Genomic DNA, 13,616 nt, shown 5'->3' with positions numbered 1-13,616 from the left:
TACGTCTGTGTGTGCACGCACGCAAATCGCGTAGGATTGCGCCATGCCACGAGCCGACATAAACCTGGGTGATCTGGCCGCCCGGGATCACGCCTTCTACGGCCTGGTCTGGGCCGGCACCACGCTCACCGCGCGCGTCGACCGCGCCCTCGTCCGCGCCCATGACCTGCCGCTGTCGTGGTTCGAGGTGATGCTGTGGCTGCACGGCCAGAGCGAACCGGTGGCCGCGTCCGACCTCGGCGCGAAAACCCTCCTCAGCCGCAGCCAGGTCTCCCGCGTCGCGGACGCGCTGCAGGCCCGTGGCCTGATCGAGCGCAGCACCGCCCCATCCGACGCCCGCTCGGTGCGGATCACCCTCACTCCGGCCGGCCGAGAGGCCTTCGCGGCGGCCGACGCCACCCGCAGACAGGCTCTGGCCGAGGTCTTCAACGACCTCCTGGACGACGACGACATCCAGTCACTGGAGACCGTCTGGCAGAAGCTGAAACAGCACCGCGACGACTGAGCGCCCGCCGGTTCCGTGGCCTGACGGTCGCCCTGCGCGCGAGGGGGGAATCAGTCGGTGAGGGTGACCAGGACGCGGCCGCGTACGCCGGCGTCGACGCGGTCGTGCGCCTTGGCGATCTCCTCCAGCGGGTAGCGGTAGCTCACGTTCGCCGTCAGAGCGCCGACGGCAGCGGCGGCGGTGAGGTCGCGGACGGCCTGCCGCTTGGCGGGTAGGGGGAAGTCGTCGCTGCCGAGCAGGCGCAGCGTCACGTTGGCGAACAGCAGCGGCCAGAACGGCACTTCGGTCCGGTCGGTCCGGGTGGCGTAGGCGGCGATGACGGCATGGTCGGCGACGACCGCCGCGTCCAGGTCGGCGTTGTCGGACAGGGCCACCTCGATGACGCGATGCACGCCCTGCGGTGCGTGGGCGCGGATCGCCTTCGCCGGGTCGCCCTCGTCCAGCGCGACGGTGTGGGACACCACGGCCGGGTCGACGTGGGGGAGGTCGCTACCGCGCGTTACGGTGCCGATGACGGTCGCACCGCCCCAGCGAGCCAGCCGGGCGGCCACCGAGCCGACGGCCCCGAGGACGCCCTGCACGAGGACGATCCGGCCGTCCACCGGACCGTCGCCGAACACGGCCCGGTGGGCGGTGATCCCGGGGATGCCCAGGCTCGCTCCCAGGTCGTCGCTGAGGTGGTCAGGAAGCGGCACGGCCAAGTGCTCCGGGACGACCGCGTACTGGGCGGCGGTCCCGAAGGGCCGGTAGGACTGCGCGCCGTACACCCACACCCGCTGGCCGCGGCGGACGGTGCCGACTCCGTCGCCGACGGCATCGACGACACCGGCGGCATCGCTGTGCGGGATCACCCGGGGGTAGGGCATCGCCGAGCCGAGCCAGCCCTGGCGCTTCTTGGTGTCACCGGGGTTCACGCCCGACACGTGCACACGCACCCGGACCTCGCCGGGTCCGGGCTGCGGGTCGGGCAGCTCACCGACCCGGAGGACGTCGGCGGCCGGGCCCTGCAGGTCGTACCAGGACGCGATCATGGGGAACCTCCGTGGCCGGTGAGCGGGCGTGCTTCCGAGAGTAGGCGTGGTGCGGGGCGCGTGCTGTGCAAGAGACGACGTATCCCGCGTGGGGGGAGGTGCACTGCTCTCGGACGGCGCGGTCGGGCGCCCATCGGCTCCCACCGGTGAGCCGGGAGGGGTGCCGGGGGTGTCGAGCCGGTCAGTCCGTGGCCTTGCGGGCGGCGATCGCACGGCCGCGGGCCGCTCTGCGCTTCGCCGCACGTCGTTCGTCCTCGCTCAGCCCGCCCCAGACGCCTGCGTCCTGACCGGCCTCGAGGGCCCAGCTCAGGCACTCCTCCCGCACCGGACAGCGGCGGCACACCGCCTTCGCCTGCTGGATCTGCAGCAGGGCCGGGCCGGAGCTGCCGACGGGAAAGAACAGTTCGGGATCCTCTGCACGACAGGCCGCACGGTGTCGCCAGTTCATGGGATTCCCTCCGATGCGTGTCGCGGGCGGCGGATCCGCCGGTCGGACCCGCTCCATGCCGTGTGGTCACGCGTGCCCCAACTTCGGTGATCCATTCAGTGATCCGCGGCACCGGATGCAACGGGCTGCTGGCACGTCCTACGACGGCCGCTCGGATCCTTGCGCCACCTCGGGTCCTCGTGGACCGTTCGAGTCGCTCCGCTCCCGGTGGCGCAGCCAGGCAGCCGGCAGGAACCAGCAGACCGCGAACCACGCCACCATGACGGTCACCCACACCACGGCGGTCGTACCGGACGCGGTCACGCGCAGAATCAGCAGCAGCGCCGAGGCGACCGTGCCCAGCAGGAGAATCAGCCCGACCACGGTGAACCGGGAGCCCCAGACCACCGCTTCGGGCTTCAGCCGGTGGCCCGCGACGATGCGGTGCAGGGAGACGGGTGCGATGAGAGCGCCCGTCGCGGCCGCGCCCAGCAGGACCGTCGTGATGTAGATGTTCCGGTCGAAGCCGTTCAGGTCGGCGAAGCGTGGCGTGAAGGCCACCGTCAGCAGGAACCCCAGCAGGATCTGCACACCGGTCTCGGCGACCCGCACCTCCTGCAGCAGTTCGAGCCATAGCCGGTCGGCGCGTTGATCCGGATCCTCGTTGTGGCGTGTCGGCGGGCGGTCCGCGGGTGGGGTCATCCGTGCTCGCCCGCCTTCTTGCGGTTGTCGGGGAGGAATTCCTGGATCTTGGCTTTGACGCCTTGCTTGATCATATCGGCGCGGTCGCTGTCTCCCTTGAGGATCGCGGCCGCCGTCGACTCCATCTGCTCCCAGGTGGCGTGCGACGGGATCGGCGGCACGGCGGGATCCGTGCGGAACTCCACCACCACGGGGCCATCGGCGGTGAGCGCGGCGTCCCAGGCGGCGGCGGCCACCACCGGGACGTGGTCGAGCTTGGCGTCGTAGCGGCCGACCTGCTCGACACCCCACTCCCGTAGTCGGGCGAGCAGACGGTCCGAAACCGTTGTGCTCATGGAGCGGCTCCCCTCGATCTGCGTCGGTCTTCGACGCGCGCGGCGGGTCATGAGGGTGTTCGCGTAACCCGCGCAGCCCGGGACAAACCTCAGGGCGGAGCCGCCCGGTTGCGCCGGGCCGCCGAACGACCGCGCCAGGCGCGTGCTAGTCGGAGGATTTGCCATCCTTGCCGTGAGATTTCCCCTTGCCCTTCCCCTTGGCATTTTTGTGGCCGTTGCCGGTTGCAGCGGTGGAGGCTCCCGGGCCCTGGGGCGATGAAGCCGATGGATGGCGTGAGGTGTGCGCCGGCGCCGTGGCGGGCGTCGCTGGGGAAGGCGGGGCCGGAGCACCGTGCGACGGTGACGACAGGCCAGGAGGGCTGCTGCTGGGTGTGGGGTGCCGGACGGCCGCGTCAGGGGTGGCGGTTCGATCATCCAGGGCCGACAGGGTGACTCCGGCGGCGCCCAGGAGAACACCGGCTGCCAGCGCGGCGAGCAGAGCGCGCCGTCGCCGCGGAAGACCTGCCCGGCCCGGGGGAGGGGCGGGGTGGCCGGAGCTGGATTGCGTGCCGTGGAGCGCCGTGCCACTCAACGGCACGACGACGGTTGCGTCCGCCGTGTCGAGGGGAGGCGGGTCGGCCGCGTCCTGGAGCAGTTGGGCACATCGGGTGGCGTCGGGCCGGGCGCCGGGATCGGCATGGGTCATCGCTTCGATGACGGACGCCAGCGGTTCGGGCACGCACCGGGAGATCTCCGGGGGGCGCAGCAGTCGGGCGGTGCCGACCTCCGGGGAAGATCCCTGGTACTCCCGCTCGCCCTTGAGGGCTTCGAGCAGGACCAGGCCCAGGCCGTAGATGTCACTGGCGGGTCCGGAAGCCTTGCCGAGAACCTGCTCGGGAGACAGGTATGGGATGGTGCCGACGATCGTGCCCGGCTCGGCGCGTGTGGGTTCGTCGATGAGACGGGAGAGTCCGAAGTCCGCCAGATACGGGGCGTCGTCGGGGCCGATCAGGATGTTGGAGGGTTTCACGTCGCGGTGGATGATGCCTGCCGCGTGTACATGGGCCAGCGCGGAGGCCAGTCGGACGCCGAGGCGCGCCACGTGCTCGCCGCTGAGGGGGCCGTCGGTTAACCGTTCGCGCAACGTGACGCCCTTGACCAGATGCATCACCACGTAGGCACCGCCCTCGTGCCGTCCCATGTCGTAGACAGGGACGAGGGCAGGGTGGGCGAGCTGGCCCAGGAGCACCGCTTCCTTGCAGAATCCGTCCGCTGTCACCGCGGTCGCACCGGGCCTGAACACCTTGACCGCGACCTCACGCGGCAGTTGCAGGTCGGTTCCCTGGAAGACGTCCGCGGTGCCGCCCGCACCCAGCAGTTCGTCCAGGCGGTAGCGGCCGCCGACGATCTCGCCGGCTTGAGGGCCGGGGTGCTGAGGTCGGCGGGGGTGGGCCGTCATGCGATCTCCCTGACTGCGTCCTGCGGTGGCCCGCCGTCCACCCGGCCCCTCGAGGCACATGCGGACGGCGGGGATGTGCGACATCAGTCTGATCCGGGGCGCACGGTTCCGCCATCATCCGGCCACTTGCATTCCCACCGGCCTTCTGTTCAGGGCCTGTTGGCCACGAGAGCAGCAGGGCATGGTCCGGCGTCGGCCCGGGGAAATCGATTCGTGCGGGCGATCAGGGACCCCTACGCTCCGGTACATGCTGCCTGCCGTGCGTACGGACGAAGAGTGGGACGCCGTTGTCGGCGACGAGGCGGTCATGCGACGCGGGAGCACCTGCTGGTGGATCCGAGCCGGTGGACGCTGAGCGGGCTCTTCGATTTCGAGCCCGCCATGCTCGGTGACCGCGCCTACGAATTCGTCGCCGTCGGCCTGTTCGTCTCGCGCGGTGATCCGCGGCTGCTCGGCCGGGTCATGGCTGCCTACGGCCGGACCTTCTCACCTCACGAGCTGATGGCGCACACGCTTCCGCACGTCTACAGCAACCTGCCCTGGTACTTCCGAGAGCTGCCGGCACCGCCCGAGGACACGCTGGACTCATTGGCCGAGACCTGGTTCGGCAGCGCCTGACTCGGCGGGCCGCCCCAGCGACCTCGCCGCGCGGGTGTGCGCCGCGTCTCGGGCCGTCTCGCCCCGCCGCGGATCGGGCGAGTGTGTGCCGGAGGTTGCAGGGCAGGCGCCTTTCGAGGGGCACCCACCGAACAGACCGGAAGGGTCCCCTCGCGCCACCGCACCACGACGGAAGGACTCTTTGTGACTGACAGCATGTGGGGTTACCAGGCAGCGTCGGGTCACCAGGCCGGAACGGACCTGACCGGGTTCAAGGTCGAGGCGACCAACGGCAGCATCGGCAAGGTCGACAAGCACTCCGACGAGGTCAGCGCCGCATACATCGTGGTCGACACCGGAGTGTGGATCTTCGGCAAGCACGTCCTGCTCCCGGCGGGGACGATCCAGTCCATCGATGTCGCGGAGCGGAAGATCTACGTCGCCCGCGACAAGGACGAGATCAAGAACGCCCCGGAGTTCGACAAGGACAAGCACACCGGCCACTCGGGCTACCACCAGCAGGTCGAGGCCTACTACGGCACCCACCGCGCCTGAGCGACGTTCCGCCGTGACACAGCGCCTCGCCTCGCCTCGCCAAGGTTTGGCGTCCCTCGGCGTCACCCACCCGGCGCAGCTGCGCCCGCACCTGGTTCACCGCCGCACTTCGCACCACGCTCCGGTCTCGTACGCGGACCTGTGTGCGGCCGTGCGGCGGTTGCCGGTGTGACCTTCCGTGGGACGATGTTGGGCATGGACGTGGTCAGCAGGAACAACGTGACGGTCACCGGGCAAACGGGTGCGCCGGTGATCATGCTGGCGCACGGGTTCGGCTGCGACCAGAACATGTGGCATCTGGTGGTGCCGGTGCTGGCCGAGCGCTTCCAGGTGGTGCTGTTCGACTACGTCGGCTCGGGGCGCTCGGACCTGACGGCCTGGGACCAGCAGCGCTACGGCTCGCTGGACGGCTACGCGACCGACGTGCTGGAGATCTGTTCGGAGCTGGAGCTGTCCGACGTGGTGTTCGTGGGGCACTCGGTCAGCGCGATGGTCGGGGTGGTCGCCGCGGCCCGCGAGCCGCAGCGGTTCGGCAAGCTGGTGATGGTCGCGCCCTCGCCCTGCTACATCGACGACCCGCGGACCGACTACGTCGGCGGGTTCAGCGCCGCGGACATCGATGAGCTGCTGGAGTCGTTGGACAGCAACTATCTGGGCTGGGCGGCGGCGATGGCGCCGGTCATCATGGGCAACCCGGACCGGCCCGAGCTCGGGCAGGAACTGACCAACAGCTTCTGTGCCACCGATCCGGGCATGGCCGCGGTGTTCGCGCGCACCACGTTCCTGTCGGACTCCCGCTCCGAGCTGGCGTCGGTCCGCGTACCCACGCTGGTGCTGGAGTGTGCGCAGGACGCCATCGCCCCACGAGAGGTCGGTGCGTTCGTGCATGCCGCCGTGCCCGGCAGCCGACTGGTGACGCTGGAGGCGACCGGGCACTGTCCGCAGCTCAGTGCCCCGCAGGCCACCGCCCGGGAGATCTCGGCGTTCGCCGGCGCCGCCCGGTGATGTGCGGGACCACGGACGGCGAATCCGACCGCGCCGACCGCTCCGCCCACGACAAGGACCAGGACCAGGAGCCGGGCAGGGAGCAGGACAAGGACTCGGACGCGTCCGGCGACGACGTGCACGACGCGGAGCGGGCGCAGTTCTCGGCGCTGCTGGAGGACAGCGCCGAGGACCTGTACGACAACGCTCCGTGCGGATACCTGTCGACGCTGCTCGACGGCCGGATCGCCAAAGTGAACACGACGCTGCTGGACTGGCTCGGCCACACCCGCGCCGAACTGGTCGGCCGCAAGCGCTTCTCGGATCTGCTGACGGTGGGCGGCCGGCTGTACCACGAGACCCACTTCGCTCCGCTGCTGGCGATGCAGGGCCAGGTCTCCGGAATCGCCCTGGAGCTCAAGGCCGCCGACGGCAGCCGTCTGCCGGTCCTCGTCACCTCGGTGGTCAAGACCGGTACGGACGGGCAGCCGCTGCTGATCCGCACCACCGTCTTCGACGCCCGCGACCGCCGCGCCTACGAGCAGGAGTTGCTGCGCGCCCGCAAGGAGGCCGAGCGGGCCCAGGAGGTCGCCGAGGCCGAGCGGATGCGCCTGCACCAGGTCCTGGCCATCCTGCAGAACAGCCTGCTGCCCCCGGCTCTGCCGGAGGTGCCGGGCATGGAGGCCGCCGCGTACTACCACACCGCCTCCGCCGACCAGCTCGGCGGCGACTTCTACGACCTGTTCGCACTCGGCGACGGCCGATGGGGCTTCTTCCTCGGCGACGTCTGCGGCAAGGGCCCCGAGGCCGCCGCGGTCACCTCGCTGATCCGCTACACGCTGCGCGCCGCGTCCCTGCACGCCGGCGACCCGGCCCAGGCGCTGGACACCCTCAACGCCGCGCTGCTCGAGCGCTACACCGGCAACGATCCCCGCTACTGCACCACCATCGCCGGCACCCTCACCCCGCGCGGCGGCGATCTCCACGTCACGGTGGCCAGCGGTGGCCACCCACCCGCACTGCTGCTGCGCGCCGATGGCACCGCGCACTATCTCCCCACCCCCGGCGGCATGCTCGTCGGCATCATGCCCCGACCCCACTTCACCCCGGCCACCACCGTCCTGCGCCCGGGCGACACGATGCTGCTCTACACCGACGGTCTGACCGAGGCGCGCACCGCCGACGGCCCCCGCTACAGTGAGGAAGCCCTGCACGCCTTCGCCGGGACCCTGGCGCCGGCCGGCGCGCAGCAGACCGTCAACGCCATGACCGGCCTGCTGGAGAGCTTCGGGGACGGTCTGGACGACGACACCGCCCTGCTCGCCCTCGGTATTCCCGCCCCTGACACCCACACCGGCGGCGCACGATGACCGATCTGCACCTGACCACTCAACGGACACCCGCGGGCTCGGTCCTGGCGGTGGCCGGCGATCTCGACCACGACAGCGCCGGCCGGTTCCGCGGCGCCGTGGCCCTCATCGCCCTCCAACCCGGTCAGCTGCTGACCGTGGACTTCGGCGGCCTGACCTTCTGCGACTCCAGCGGCATCACCGCGCTCATCGCCGCCCGCAACCAGGTCCATGAGCAAGGCGCCGACATCGTGCTGACGGAGGTTCCCGCGGTCACCGTCCGCATCCTGCGTCTCCTCGGCCTGGACCAGATCTTCCGCATCCAGCCCGTGCCCGGCGCGGACACCGACCCCGTCGGCTGACCGACCCCTGCGGACGCCCGCAAAGGCCTGGACCTGGGGCAATATGCCTGACTCTCGGCAACACGAAAATCTATCGTGGGTGCGGTAGACATTCGATTCCGAGTGTGGGTAATGTTCCTCTCGTAGCCAAGAAGACAGCAAGGAGCGGCAGACACGAACTGCCGCTCAGCGTGCAGGGCACGGCAAGGGAATCCGGCGGCCGGTGAGTGCGGATGGTCGCAGGGTTGGTTGCCGGGTCCGGCGGCTCGACAAGGAGCCGCCGTGCAGGACCGCAGTTTCTGGAGTACCAGCAGTTCCGCAGGATCCGATGTCCAGATTCGAGCAGGAAGGTACGGCAGCAACGCCATCAGGATCGCTCACACGTCGCGTTCGTGTGGGCACTCGCAAGGCCCCGGATTGGAAGGTGGTCCCCGGTCAGGCATTCACGATCCCCGCACCCCGCGTTCCCCCGGCGCGGCAGTGCGGATACGGCAGGACCGGCGTACAGACGCCGGTAGATGTAGATGGTGTTGAACCGCCCTTTGGGGCCCCGGAAGCCGAGTTCGGCTCCCGGGGCCCCTCCATGTGTTCTCCAGGAGGCCGTATGACCGTCAGACATGAAGAGGTGTGATGAGCGAGCAGCCGCCCGCGACCCCAGCGGACCGGTTCGACGACGAGGACTACCCCGCCTACACCATGGGCCGGGCCGCCGAGATGATCGGCACCAATGCCGCGTTCCTGCGGGCGATCGGTGAGGCCCGCCTGATCACCCCACTGCGGTCCGAGGGCGGCCACCGCCGCTACTCCCGCTACCAGTTGCGCATCGCCGCCCGGGCCCGCGAGCTCGTCGACCAGGGCACCACGATCGAGACAGCGTGCCGCATCGTGGCGTTCGAGGACCAGCTCGACGAGGCGTTGGCGCTCAACGAGGAACTGCGCCGGCGTTCCCACTGATCCCTCCACCGGCGGGTGGGCGCGCCGATCCGGTGCGATGACCGGTCCGGCTCAACCCCGGTCGCTCTCTTCCACGGTGGCCACCTCGATGGTCCCCCTCGGAGAAGCCGGGCCGGCGGACAGGAGCCGGGTTCCGGTCGCGCCCGTCAGCAGCAGTCCGGTGATCATGCAGGTCAGGGACAGTCCGGGGCCCGATGTCCAGTCGACGTCGGATGCGTGGACGCCCAGCACGACAGCCGCGGCGAGCGCGACGCCGGGGACGGCGAGGAGCGCGGGGCGAAGTCGGTGCAGGTCGTCCTCGACCAGTGCGCCGAGGACCCCGATGCCGAGCGCGAGGGCCCAGACCCCGAGTGCCTGCGCGTCCGACCGGTTGACCGTCCACGGAACGAAGTCGGCCCAGAACCGCGGCCGGGCGAGCAGGCCCGCACCGATGCCGAGCCATGATGAACCAAGGACGGCCAGGAGCGGCTTCGACCAGCCCGGCAGCGGGGTGACCCGCTCCTTGAGCGGCAGGGCGGGCTTCGTGTACTGCCAGCCGACGCACGCGACCGCGGCTGCGGCGAGCACGCCGAGCACGACGATCCAGCCGAGGCTGAACAGGACGAGGATCACGGAGCCGCCTTCCGCCAACTGGAGGTTCCCGGCGTTGCCCAGGCTCACGCCGAGCAGGCCGACGAGCACCACGGCAAGCGGGAGAACGAGGGTACGGACCTCCTCCCAGACGCGGGCCCGGCCGATCGCCAGCAGGCCGGGCGACACGCCGAGCATCGCCGCACCGATCAGTCCGGGGGTCAGCGCCTCGGGCGACTTCCAGGCTCCGAAGGCGTGGCCGGCGAGGCTGACCGCAGCCATGAGCGCGCCGACCAGGAGGCTGACGATCGCCACGGCGACGGCCAGCATCGCTACGGCCGGAGTGAGTTCACGGCCACCGGAATCCGTCGCCGGTGTGACAGCGGGACCCGTGGTCCCGGACAGGTCCATTGCCTCGGTCATCTGCACTCCGTCTCGGATCGTCCCTCAGATCGTCTCTCGGGTGGTCCGGGCTACGTGCGGTGCGACGACCGGTGCTGCGTGCGGTGCGACGGCCGGGGTGGTGTGCGCGGTTGGCGACGGGACCTGGCGCGTGCTGCGCGCGGTGGTCAGGCCCTGCCGCTTGACCAGCTCGCGGCCGTACATGACGCGCAGACTGACCACGGCGGTCGCCGCGAAGGCCAGCACACCGCAGCCGATGCCCACTCCCGCCGACAGGGCGGTCACCCGGTCGAGATCCAGATAGCGCTCCAGGGGCAGTGCCGCGGCGACGGAGAACGCCGGGGCCAGGCACAGGCCCACCAGATGTACGCGCCACTCCTCACGCGCCCAGTTCCTCCGGTTCCGGCCCGCGCTCCGCTGGCGCACGAACATGACCGTGTACGCCGCGGCATACGGCACCAGGTACGCCGCCAGAAGGCGATGTCCTTCCGCGCCCCGGCCCAGGTAGAACCTGACGATCCAGGCCATCGCGGCCGCGCCGGCGAGATGCGCCGCGACGAGCACGGGCGTCGGCACCCAGGTCCCGGTCACCCCGGTCACGGAGGTCCGCCGGTCCATCGCCCGTGACGCGACCAGCGCTCCGAACACCACCACGGAACCGAGATGCATGATCGCCACCCGGTTGATCTCCTCCATGGACAGGCCCGGGAAGAACCAGGGGAGCGCGCCCCACTCGAAGCGCAGCAGCGGCGCGGTCATGAGGTAGCCGTAGCACAGCAGCATCCACCGTTGGTGCAGGTCGGGGAAGCTCCCGACCGCTGCGAAGATGCCGAACGTCACGCTCATCACCGTGCCGATCAGGATGGTGGTGAGATCGATCCAGAACGCCGCCCCGCTGAACGCGTCAGCCGGTGCCGTACGGACCAGGTAGATCGCCGCGCCGGTCATCGAGACGTAGACCGTCACCGCGAACACCACCCCGGTGGCACGGTGCAGACGGGTGCGCCGCCGTACCGCCGTGAGGAACTGGACCGGCCCGAGCAGCATCAGCGCGCCGCCGAGGACGGAGTGGATGATCATCGGCAGCAGGACGCGACCGTACGGCCCGACCCGTGTGGCGACCGCGTCGGCGACATAGCGCCCGGACACCATGCGGGACAGGAACCACTCCCCGAAGGCCGGGGCGCCGGGGCGCGCGTACGGCCACAGCTCGGTCATCGCCATCGGCGCGTAGCCCACGCAGACGGCCACGAGGGCGATCGTGGCCACGCGGGCCCAGGGGATGCTCCTCGGACGCTGCACGGCGGCTCCCTCGATCGCGACCCTCGATAGTCCTCTTTGGACTATCGAGAAGGTAGAGGCGATCCGCCGTCGTGGTCAACCTTCCCGGCATCACGATCCGCGCTGATCCACCCACTGCCAGAAATCGACCATCATGCGCTCGTAGCGGAGCCCGAACTCGAGCGCTTCGCGCTGCCCGCGCGTGAGCAAGTCGCCCACGCTCCCGGTGAGTTCCTCGTACTCGGCGAGCGTGCGGTGGTGCTCGGCGATCTGCACCGGGGCGATGACCTCCGGTCTGGCGCCGAACCACAGTTTCAGGATGCCGCGCTCGCGCGCCTCGACCGGTACGAAGGCCGGGTCGGCGAGCCACTCCTCCAATGCGGTCTTACCGGCCGCCGTCACCTTCATCACCCGTCGGTTCCGCGCGTTGGTGTCCCGGACCTCCGACAACAGGCCCGCTCCCAGCAGCCGGTCGCACTGCGCGTACACCTGCGCATGGGGCATCGACCAGAACGGAGCCACCGTGCGGGCCGCCTCGACCTTCACGTCGTACGGGCTGGCCTCGCCCAGCTTGTCGATGATGCCGAGCACGAGGAACGAAGGTGGAGTCAACCGCACATCAGCCATGTCACGACCGTATCGCGGGGGCCGGCGGGGGGAGTACGGCGCCGGCTCAGGCGCCGCCGTAGCCGGGTGAGTCGTCCTCCGGACGGTCGGTCGCGCTCAGAGTGGGACCGAGCCGCGACTCCAGTGTGCCTGGGGGCAGTCGTGCGCCCTCCGACGCCTTCCCGTCGATATCCGACGTGATCCCGGCGTAGTACAGCGCGCGGAATGCGGTGGCCGTTGGGCGGTCGCCGCCGGTAGCCCGGTCGTCCGGACAGCGCACGGGGCCGCAACCGTTCACGGCTGCGGCCCCGGGACGTGCGGTGCTCGTGGGTCAGTGCTTGAAGGCGTCCTTGATGTGTTCGCCGGCCTGCTTGACGTCGCTCTTGGCCTGGTCGGCCTTGCCTTCCGCTTCGAGGCGTTCGTTGCCGACGGTCTTGCCCGCGGCTTCCTTGATCTTGCCCTTGGCCTTGTCCGCGGTGTTCTCGGCCTTGTCTTCGGTGCCCATGCGTTTCCTCCAAGATCGGTGCCGGTGTGGCACTGGGCCGCCTACCCAGGTCGGCCACGGCAATGCCCGTTCTTTCCGATTCCATCGGTAGCAGAACCCTGCTGTCCGCGCAGCCCGAGGCGCTGCGCCGCAACGAGCGAAAATTCGGGTGACTGAACGATTCAGTCGGGGGTATCCGCTGGTCAGGAGGTTGATAACCATGGGTCCACTGCTTTTGGTTCTACTGCTCGCCCTGATTCTTTTCGGTGCCGGTTTCGCACTGAAGATTCTGTGGTGGGTTGCCGTTGTCGTACTGGTGGTCTGGCTGCTCGGTTTCGTCATGCGCGGTTCCGGTGCCTCCGGTAGCCGCGGCCGTTGGTACCGCTGGTAGCGGTCGCACGGCACACCACAGAAAAGGGTCGGGCCCCGGTACTACCGGGGCCCGACCCTTTTCTGTTCAGGTTCCGTTCAGGCCGGAGCGTAGCGCTGCAGGGTGATTCCGCTGCGAAATGCCTTCGAGTCCAGCAGCTTCAGTCGCGGGACTTCGTAACCCTCGGGGAAGAGCCGGCGGCCGCGGCCCTGGACCGTCGGATAGACGAATAGCCGGTACTCGTCGACAAGGCCCGCGTTGATCAGCGAGTGGGCCAGGCTGATGCTGCCGGTGAGCACGATGTCCTTGCCGCCCTCCTGCGCCTTGAGTGCGGTCACCTCCTTGATCGGGTCGCCCGCCAGCACGGTCGAGTTCTCCCACTGCGGGTCGGTGAGGGAGGAGGACACGACGTACTTCTGCACCTGGTTGAGGTAGTCGGAGATGCCCGTGGTGTCGTCGGTCAGCCGCGGCCAGTAGCCGCGAAAGTCCTCGAACGTCTGCCGGCCCAGGAGCAGGGCGTCGGCCCGGCGGTCCTGCCGGTGGCTCTCCTCCAGGACGTCGGCCATGTCCATCTGGCCCTGGCCTTGTGGGTCGAACCAGTTCGTGAGCATCTCGATCGAGCCGTCGACGGTGATGTTCTGGGTGATCGCGAGTGTGCGCATGTCTCGCCTCTCCTGCGAGGGTG

General features: G+C 70.0%; 16 protein-coding genes and 2 pseudogenes. 8 read left to right on the top strand and 10 right to left on the bottom strand.

Annotated features, from left to right (window positions below; genetic code table 11):
* Nucleotides 1–43: 43 nt before the first annotated feature.
* The gene (locus C6N31_RS33245; RefSeq protein ID WP_138355400.1) at nucleotides 44–505 is read left to right on the top strand and encodes a MarR family winged helix-turn-helix transcriptional regulator; all 462 of its coding nucleotides are present in this window, start codon (nucleotides 44–46) and stop codon (nucleotides 503–505) included.
* Nucleotides 506–555: 50 nt separating this feature from the next.
* On the opposite strand, the gene C6N31_RS33240 is transcribed toward C6N31_RS33245, so the two are convergent.
* The 5 genes and pseudogenes from C6N31_RS33240 to C6N31_RS44455 form a co-directional block, all read right to left on the bottom strand.
* Nucleotides 556–1,536 (bottom strand): NADPH:quinone reductase, encoded by a 981-nt coding sequence (locus tag C6N31_RS33240; RefSeq protein WP_138355401.1) that lies wholly within the window; start codon nucleotides 1,534–1,536, stop codon nucleotides 556–558.
* 181 nt (nucleotides 1,537–1,717) lie between these two features.
* Nucleotides 1,718–1,984 carry a WhiB family transcriptional regulator gene (locus tag C6N31_RS33235; protein ID WP_138355402.1) on the bottom strand — a complete coding sequence of 89 codons (267 nt, stop codon included), beginning with the start codon at nucleotides 1,982–1,984 and terminating at the stop codon, nucleotides 1,718–1,720.
* Between the two features lie 138 nt (nucleotides 1,985–2,122).
* Entirely contained in the window at nucleotides 2,123–2,665 is a 543-nt protein-coding gene (locus C6N31_RS33230) for a DUF6328 family protein (RefSeq protein WP_232485960.1), read from the bottom strand.
* A pseudogene (locus C6N31_RS33225) lies at nucleotides 2,662–2,892 on the bottom strand (thiamine pyrophosphate-requiring protein); the annotation flags it as partial. The gene C6N31_RS33230 and the pseudogene C6N31_RS33225, both read right to left, overlap by 4 nt.
* Before the next feature lie 253 nt (nucleotides 2,893–3,145).
* Nucleotides 3,146–4,438 carry a serine/threonine-protein kinase gene (locus C6N31_RS44455; protein ID WP_232485959.1) on the bottom strand — a complete coding sequence of 431 codons (1,293 nt, stop codon included), beginning with the start codon at nucleotides 4,436–4,438 and terminating at the stop codon, nucleotides 3,146–3,148.
* A gap of 315 nt (nucleotides 4,439–4,753) precedes the next feature.
* On the opposite strand from C6N31_RS44455, the pseudogene C6N31_RS44450 reads away from it, so the two are divergent.
* The 6 genes and pseudogenes from C6N31_RS44450 to C6N31_RS33195 form a co-directional block, all read left to right on the top strand.
* Nucleotides 4,754–5,056: pseudogene (locus C6N31_RS44450) on the top strand (phosphotransferase); the annotation flags it as partial.
* Between the two features lie 183 nt (nucleotides 5,057–5,239).
* The gene (locus C6N31_RS33215) at nucleotides 5,240–5,590 is read left to right on the top strand and encodes a PRC-barrel domain-containing protein (protein WP_138355405.1); all 351 of its coding nucleotides are present in this window, start codon (nucleotides 5,240–5,242) and stop codon (nucleotides 5,588–5,590) included.
* Nucleotides 5,591–5,785: 195 nt separating this feature from the next.
* On the top strand, nucleotides 5,786–6,595 hold the full coding sequence (locus C6N31_RS33210) for an alpha/beta fold hydrolase (protein ID WP_138355406.1): 810 nt from the start codon (nucleotides 5,786–5,788) through the stop codon (nucleotides 6,593–6,595).
* On the top strand, nucleotides 6,595–7,944 hold the full coding sequence (locus C6N31_RS33205; protein WP_138355407.1) for a PP2C family protein-serine/threonine phosphatase: 1,350 nt from the start codon (nucleotides 6,595–6,597) through the stop codon (nucleotides 7,942–7,944). The genes C6N31_RS33210 and C6N31_RS33205 overlap by 1 nt, the downstream gene beginning before the upstream one ends.
* Nucleotides 7,941–8,285 (top strand): STAS domain-containing protein, encoded by a 345-nt coding sequence (locus C6N31_RS33200; RefSeq protein ID WP_138355408.1) that lies wholly within the window; start codon nucleotides 7,941–7,943, stop codon nucleotides 8,283–8,285. Before C6N31_RS33205 ends, C6N31_RS33200 begins: the two co-directional genes overlap by 4 nt.
* 609 nt (nucleotides 8,286–8,894) lie before the next feature.
* Nucleotides 8,895–9,218: a MerR family transcriptional regulator gene (locus tag C6N31_RS33195; protein ID WP_138355409.1), complete on the top strand. Its 324-nt coding sequence runs from the start codon at nucleotides 8,895–8,897 to the stop codon at nucleotides 9,216–9,218.
* A 51-nt stretch (nucleotides 9,219–9,269) separates the two neighbouring features.
* Here the strand turns inward: C6N31_RS33195 and C6N31_RS33190 are convergent, their stop codons facing one another.
* The 4 genes from C6N31_RS33190 to C6N31_RS33175 form a co-directional block, all read right to left on the bottom strand.
* The gene (locus C6N31_RS33190; protein WP_138355410.1) at nucleotides 9,270–10,211 is read right to left on the bottom strand and encodes a hypothetical protein; all 942 of its coding nucleotides are present in this window, start codon (nucleotides 10,209–10,211) and stop codon (nucleotides 9,270–9,272) included.
* A gap of 24 nt (nucleotides 10,212–10,235) precedes the next feature.
* Nucleotides 10,236–11,492: a DUF2306 domain-containing protein gene (locus C6N31_RS33185; protein ID WP_244809686.1), complete on the bottom strand. Its 1,257-nt coding sequence runs from the start codon at nucleotides 11,490–11,492 to the stop codon at nucleotides 10,236–10,238.
* Between the two features lie 90 nt (nucleotides 11,493–11,582).
* Nucleotides 11,583–12,062: a PadR family transcriptional regulator gene (locus C6N31_RS33180; RefSeq protein WP_244809688.1), complete on the bottom strand. Its 480-nt coding sequence runs from the start codon at nucleotides 12,060–12,062 to the stop codon at nucleotides 11,583–11,585.
* Nucleotides 12,063–12,408: 346 nt separating this feature from the next.
* Entirely contained in the window at nucleotides 12,409–12,582 is a 174-nt protein-coding gene (locus tag C6N31_RS33175; RefSeq protein WP_138355412.1) for a CsbD family protein, read from the bottom strand.
* A gap of 199 nt (nucleotides 12,583–12,781) precedes the next feature.
* Here C6N31_RS33175 and C6N31_RS33170 point away from each other — a divergent pair, with 199 nt between their 5' ends.
* The gene (locus C6N31_RS33170; protein WP_187145171.1) at nucleotides 12,782–12,952 is read left to right on the top strand and encodes a hydrophobic protein; all 171 of its coding nucleotides are present in this window, start codon (nucleotides 12,782–12,784) and stop codon (nucleotides 12,950–12,952) included.
* A gap of 77 nt (nucleotides 12,953–13,029) precedes the next feature.
* On the opposite strand, the gene C6N31_RS33165 is transcribed toward C6N31_RS33170, so the two are convergent.
* Entirely contained in the window at nucleotides 13,030–13,593 is a 564-nt protein-coding gene (locus C6N31_RS33165) for a dihydrofolate reductase family protein (protein WP_138355413.1), read from the bottom strand.
* Nucleotides 13,594–13,616 lie beyond the last annotated feature (23 nt).

This window comes from Streptomyces fildesensis (genome assembly GCF_016107395.1).
GTDB classification, from domain to species: domain Bacteria; phylum Actinomycetota; class Actinomycetes; order Streptomycetales; family Streptomycetaceae; genus Actinacidiphila; species Actinacidiphila fildesensis.
This window is presented reverse-complemented; position numbering and strand designations above follow the sequence as displayed.

Excerpts from the sequence above, each read along its gene's own strand:
- C6N31_RS33245 (WP_138355400.1), top strand. The coding sequence starts at position 44 with ATGCCACGAGCCGACATAAACCTGGGTGATCTGGCCGCCCGGGATCAC.
- C6N31_RS33240 (WP_138355401.1), bottom strand. The coding sequence starts at position 1,536 with ATGATCGCGTCCTGGTACGACCTGCAGGGCCCGGCCGCCGACGTCCTC.
- C6N31_RS33235 (WP_138355402.1), bottom strand. The coding sequence starts at position 1,984 with ATGAACTGGCGACACCGTGCGGCCTGTCGTGCAGAGGATCCCGAACTG.
- C6N31_RS33230 (WP_232485960.1), bottom strand. The coding sequence starts at position 2,665 with ATGACCCCACCCGCGGACCGCCCGCCGACACGCCACAACGAGGATCCG.
- C6N31_RS44455 (WP_232485959.1), bottom strand. The coding sequence starts at position 4,438 with ATGACGGCCCACCCCCGCCGACCTCAGCACCCCGGCCCTCAAGCCGGC.
- C6N31_RS33210 (WP_138355406.1), top strand. The coding sequence starts at position 5,786 with ATGGACGTGGTCAGCAGGAACAACGTGACGGTCACCGGGCAAACGGGT.
- C6N31_RS33205 (WP_138355407.1), top strand. The coding sequence starts at position 6,595 with ATGTGCGGGACCACGGACGGCGAATCCGACCGCGCCGACCGCTCCGCC.
- C6N31_RS33200 (WP_138355408.1), top strand. The coding sequence starts at position 7,941 with ATGACCGATCTGCACCTGACCACTCAACGGACACCCGCGGGCTCGGTC.
- C6N31_RS33195 (WP_138355409.1), top strand. The coding sequence starts at position 8,895 with ATGAGCGAGCAGCCGCCCGCGACCCCAGCGGACCGGTTCGACGACGAG.
- C6N31_RS33190 (WP_138355410.1), bottom strand. The coding sequence starts at position 10,211 with ATGACCGAGGCAATGGACCTGTCCGGGACCACGGGTCCCGCTGTCACA.
- C6N31_RS33175 (WP_138355412.1), bottom strand. The coding sequence starts at position 12,582 with ATGGGCACCGAAGACAAGGCCGAGAACACCGCGGACAAGGCCAAGGGC.
- C6N31_RS33170 (WP_187145171.1), top strand. The coding sequence starts at position 12,782 with ATGGGTCCACTGCTTTTGGTTCTACTGCTCGCCCTGATTCTTTTCGGT.
- C6N31_RS33165 (WP_138355413.1), bottom strand. The coding sequence starts at position 13,593 with ATGCGCACACTCGCGATCACCCAGAACATCACCGTCGACGGCTCGATC.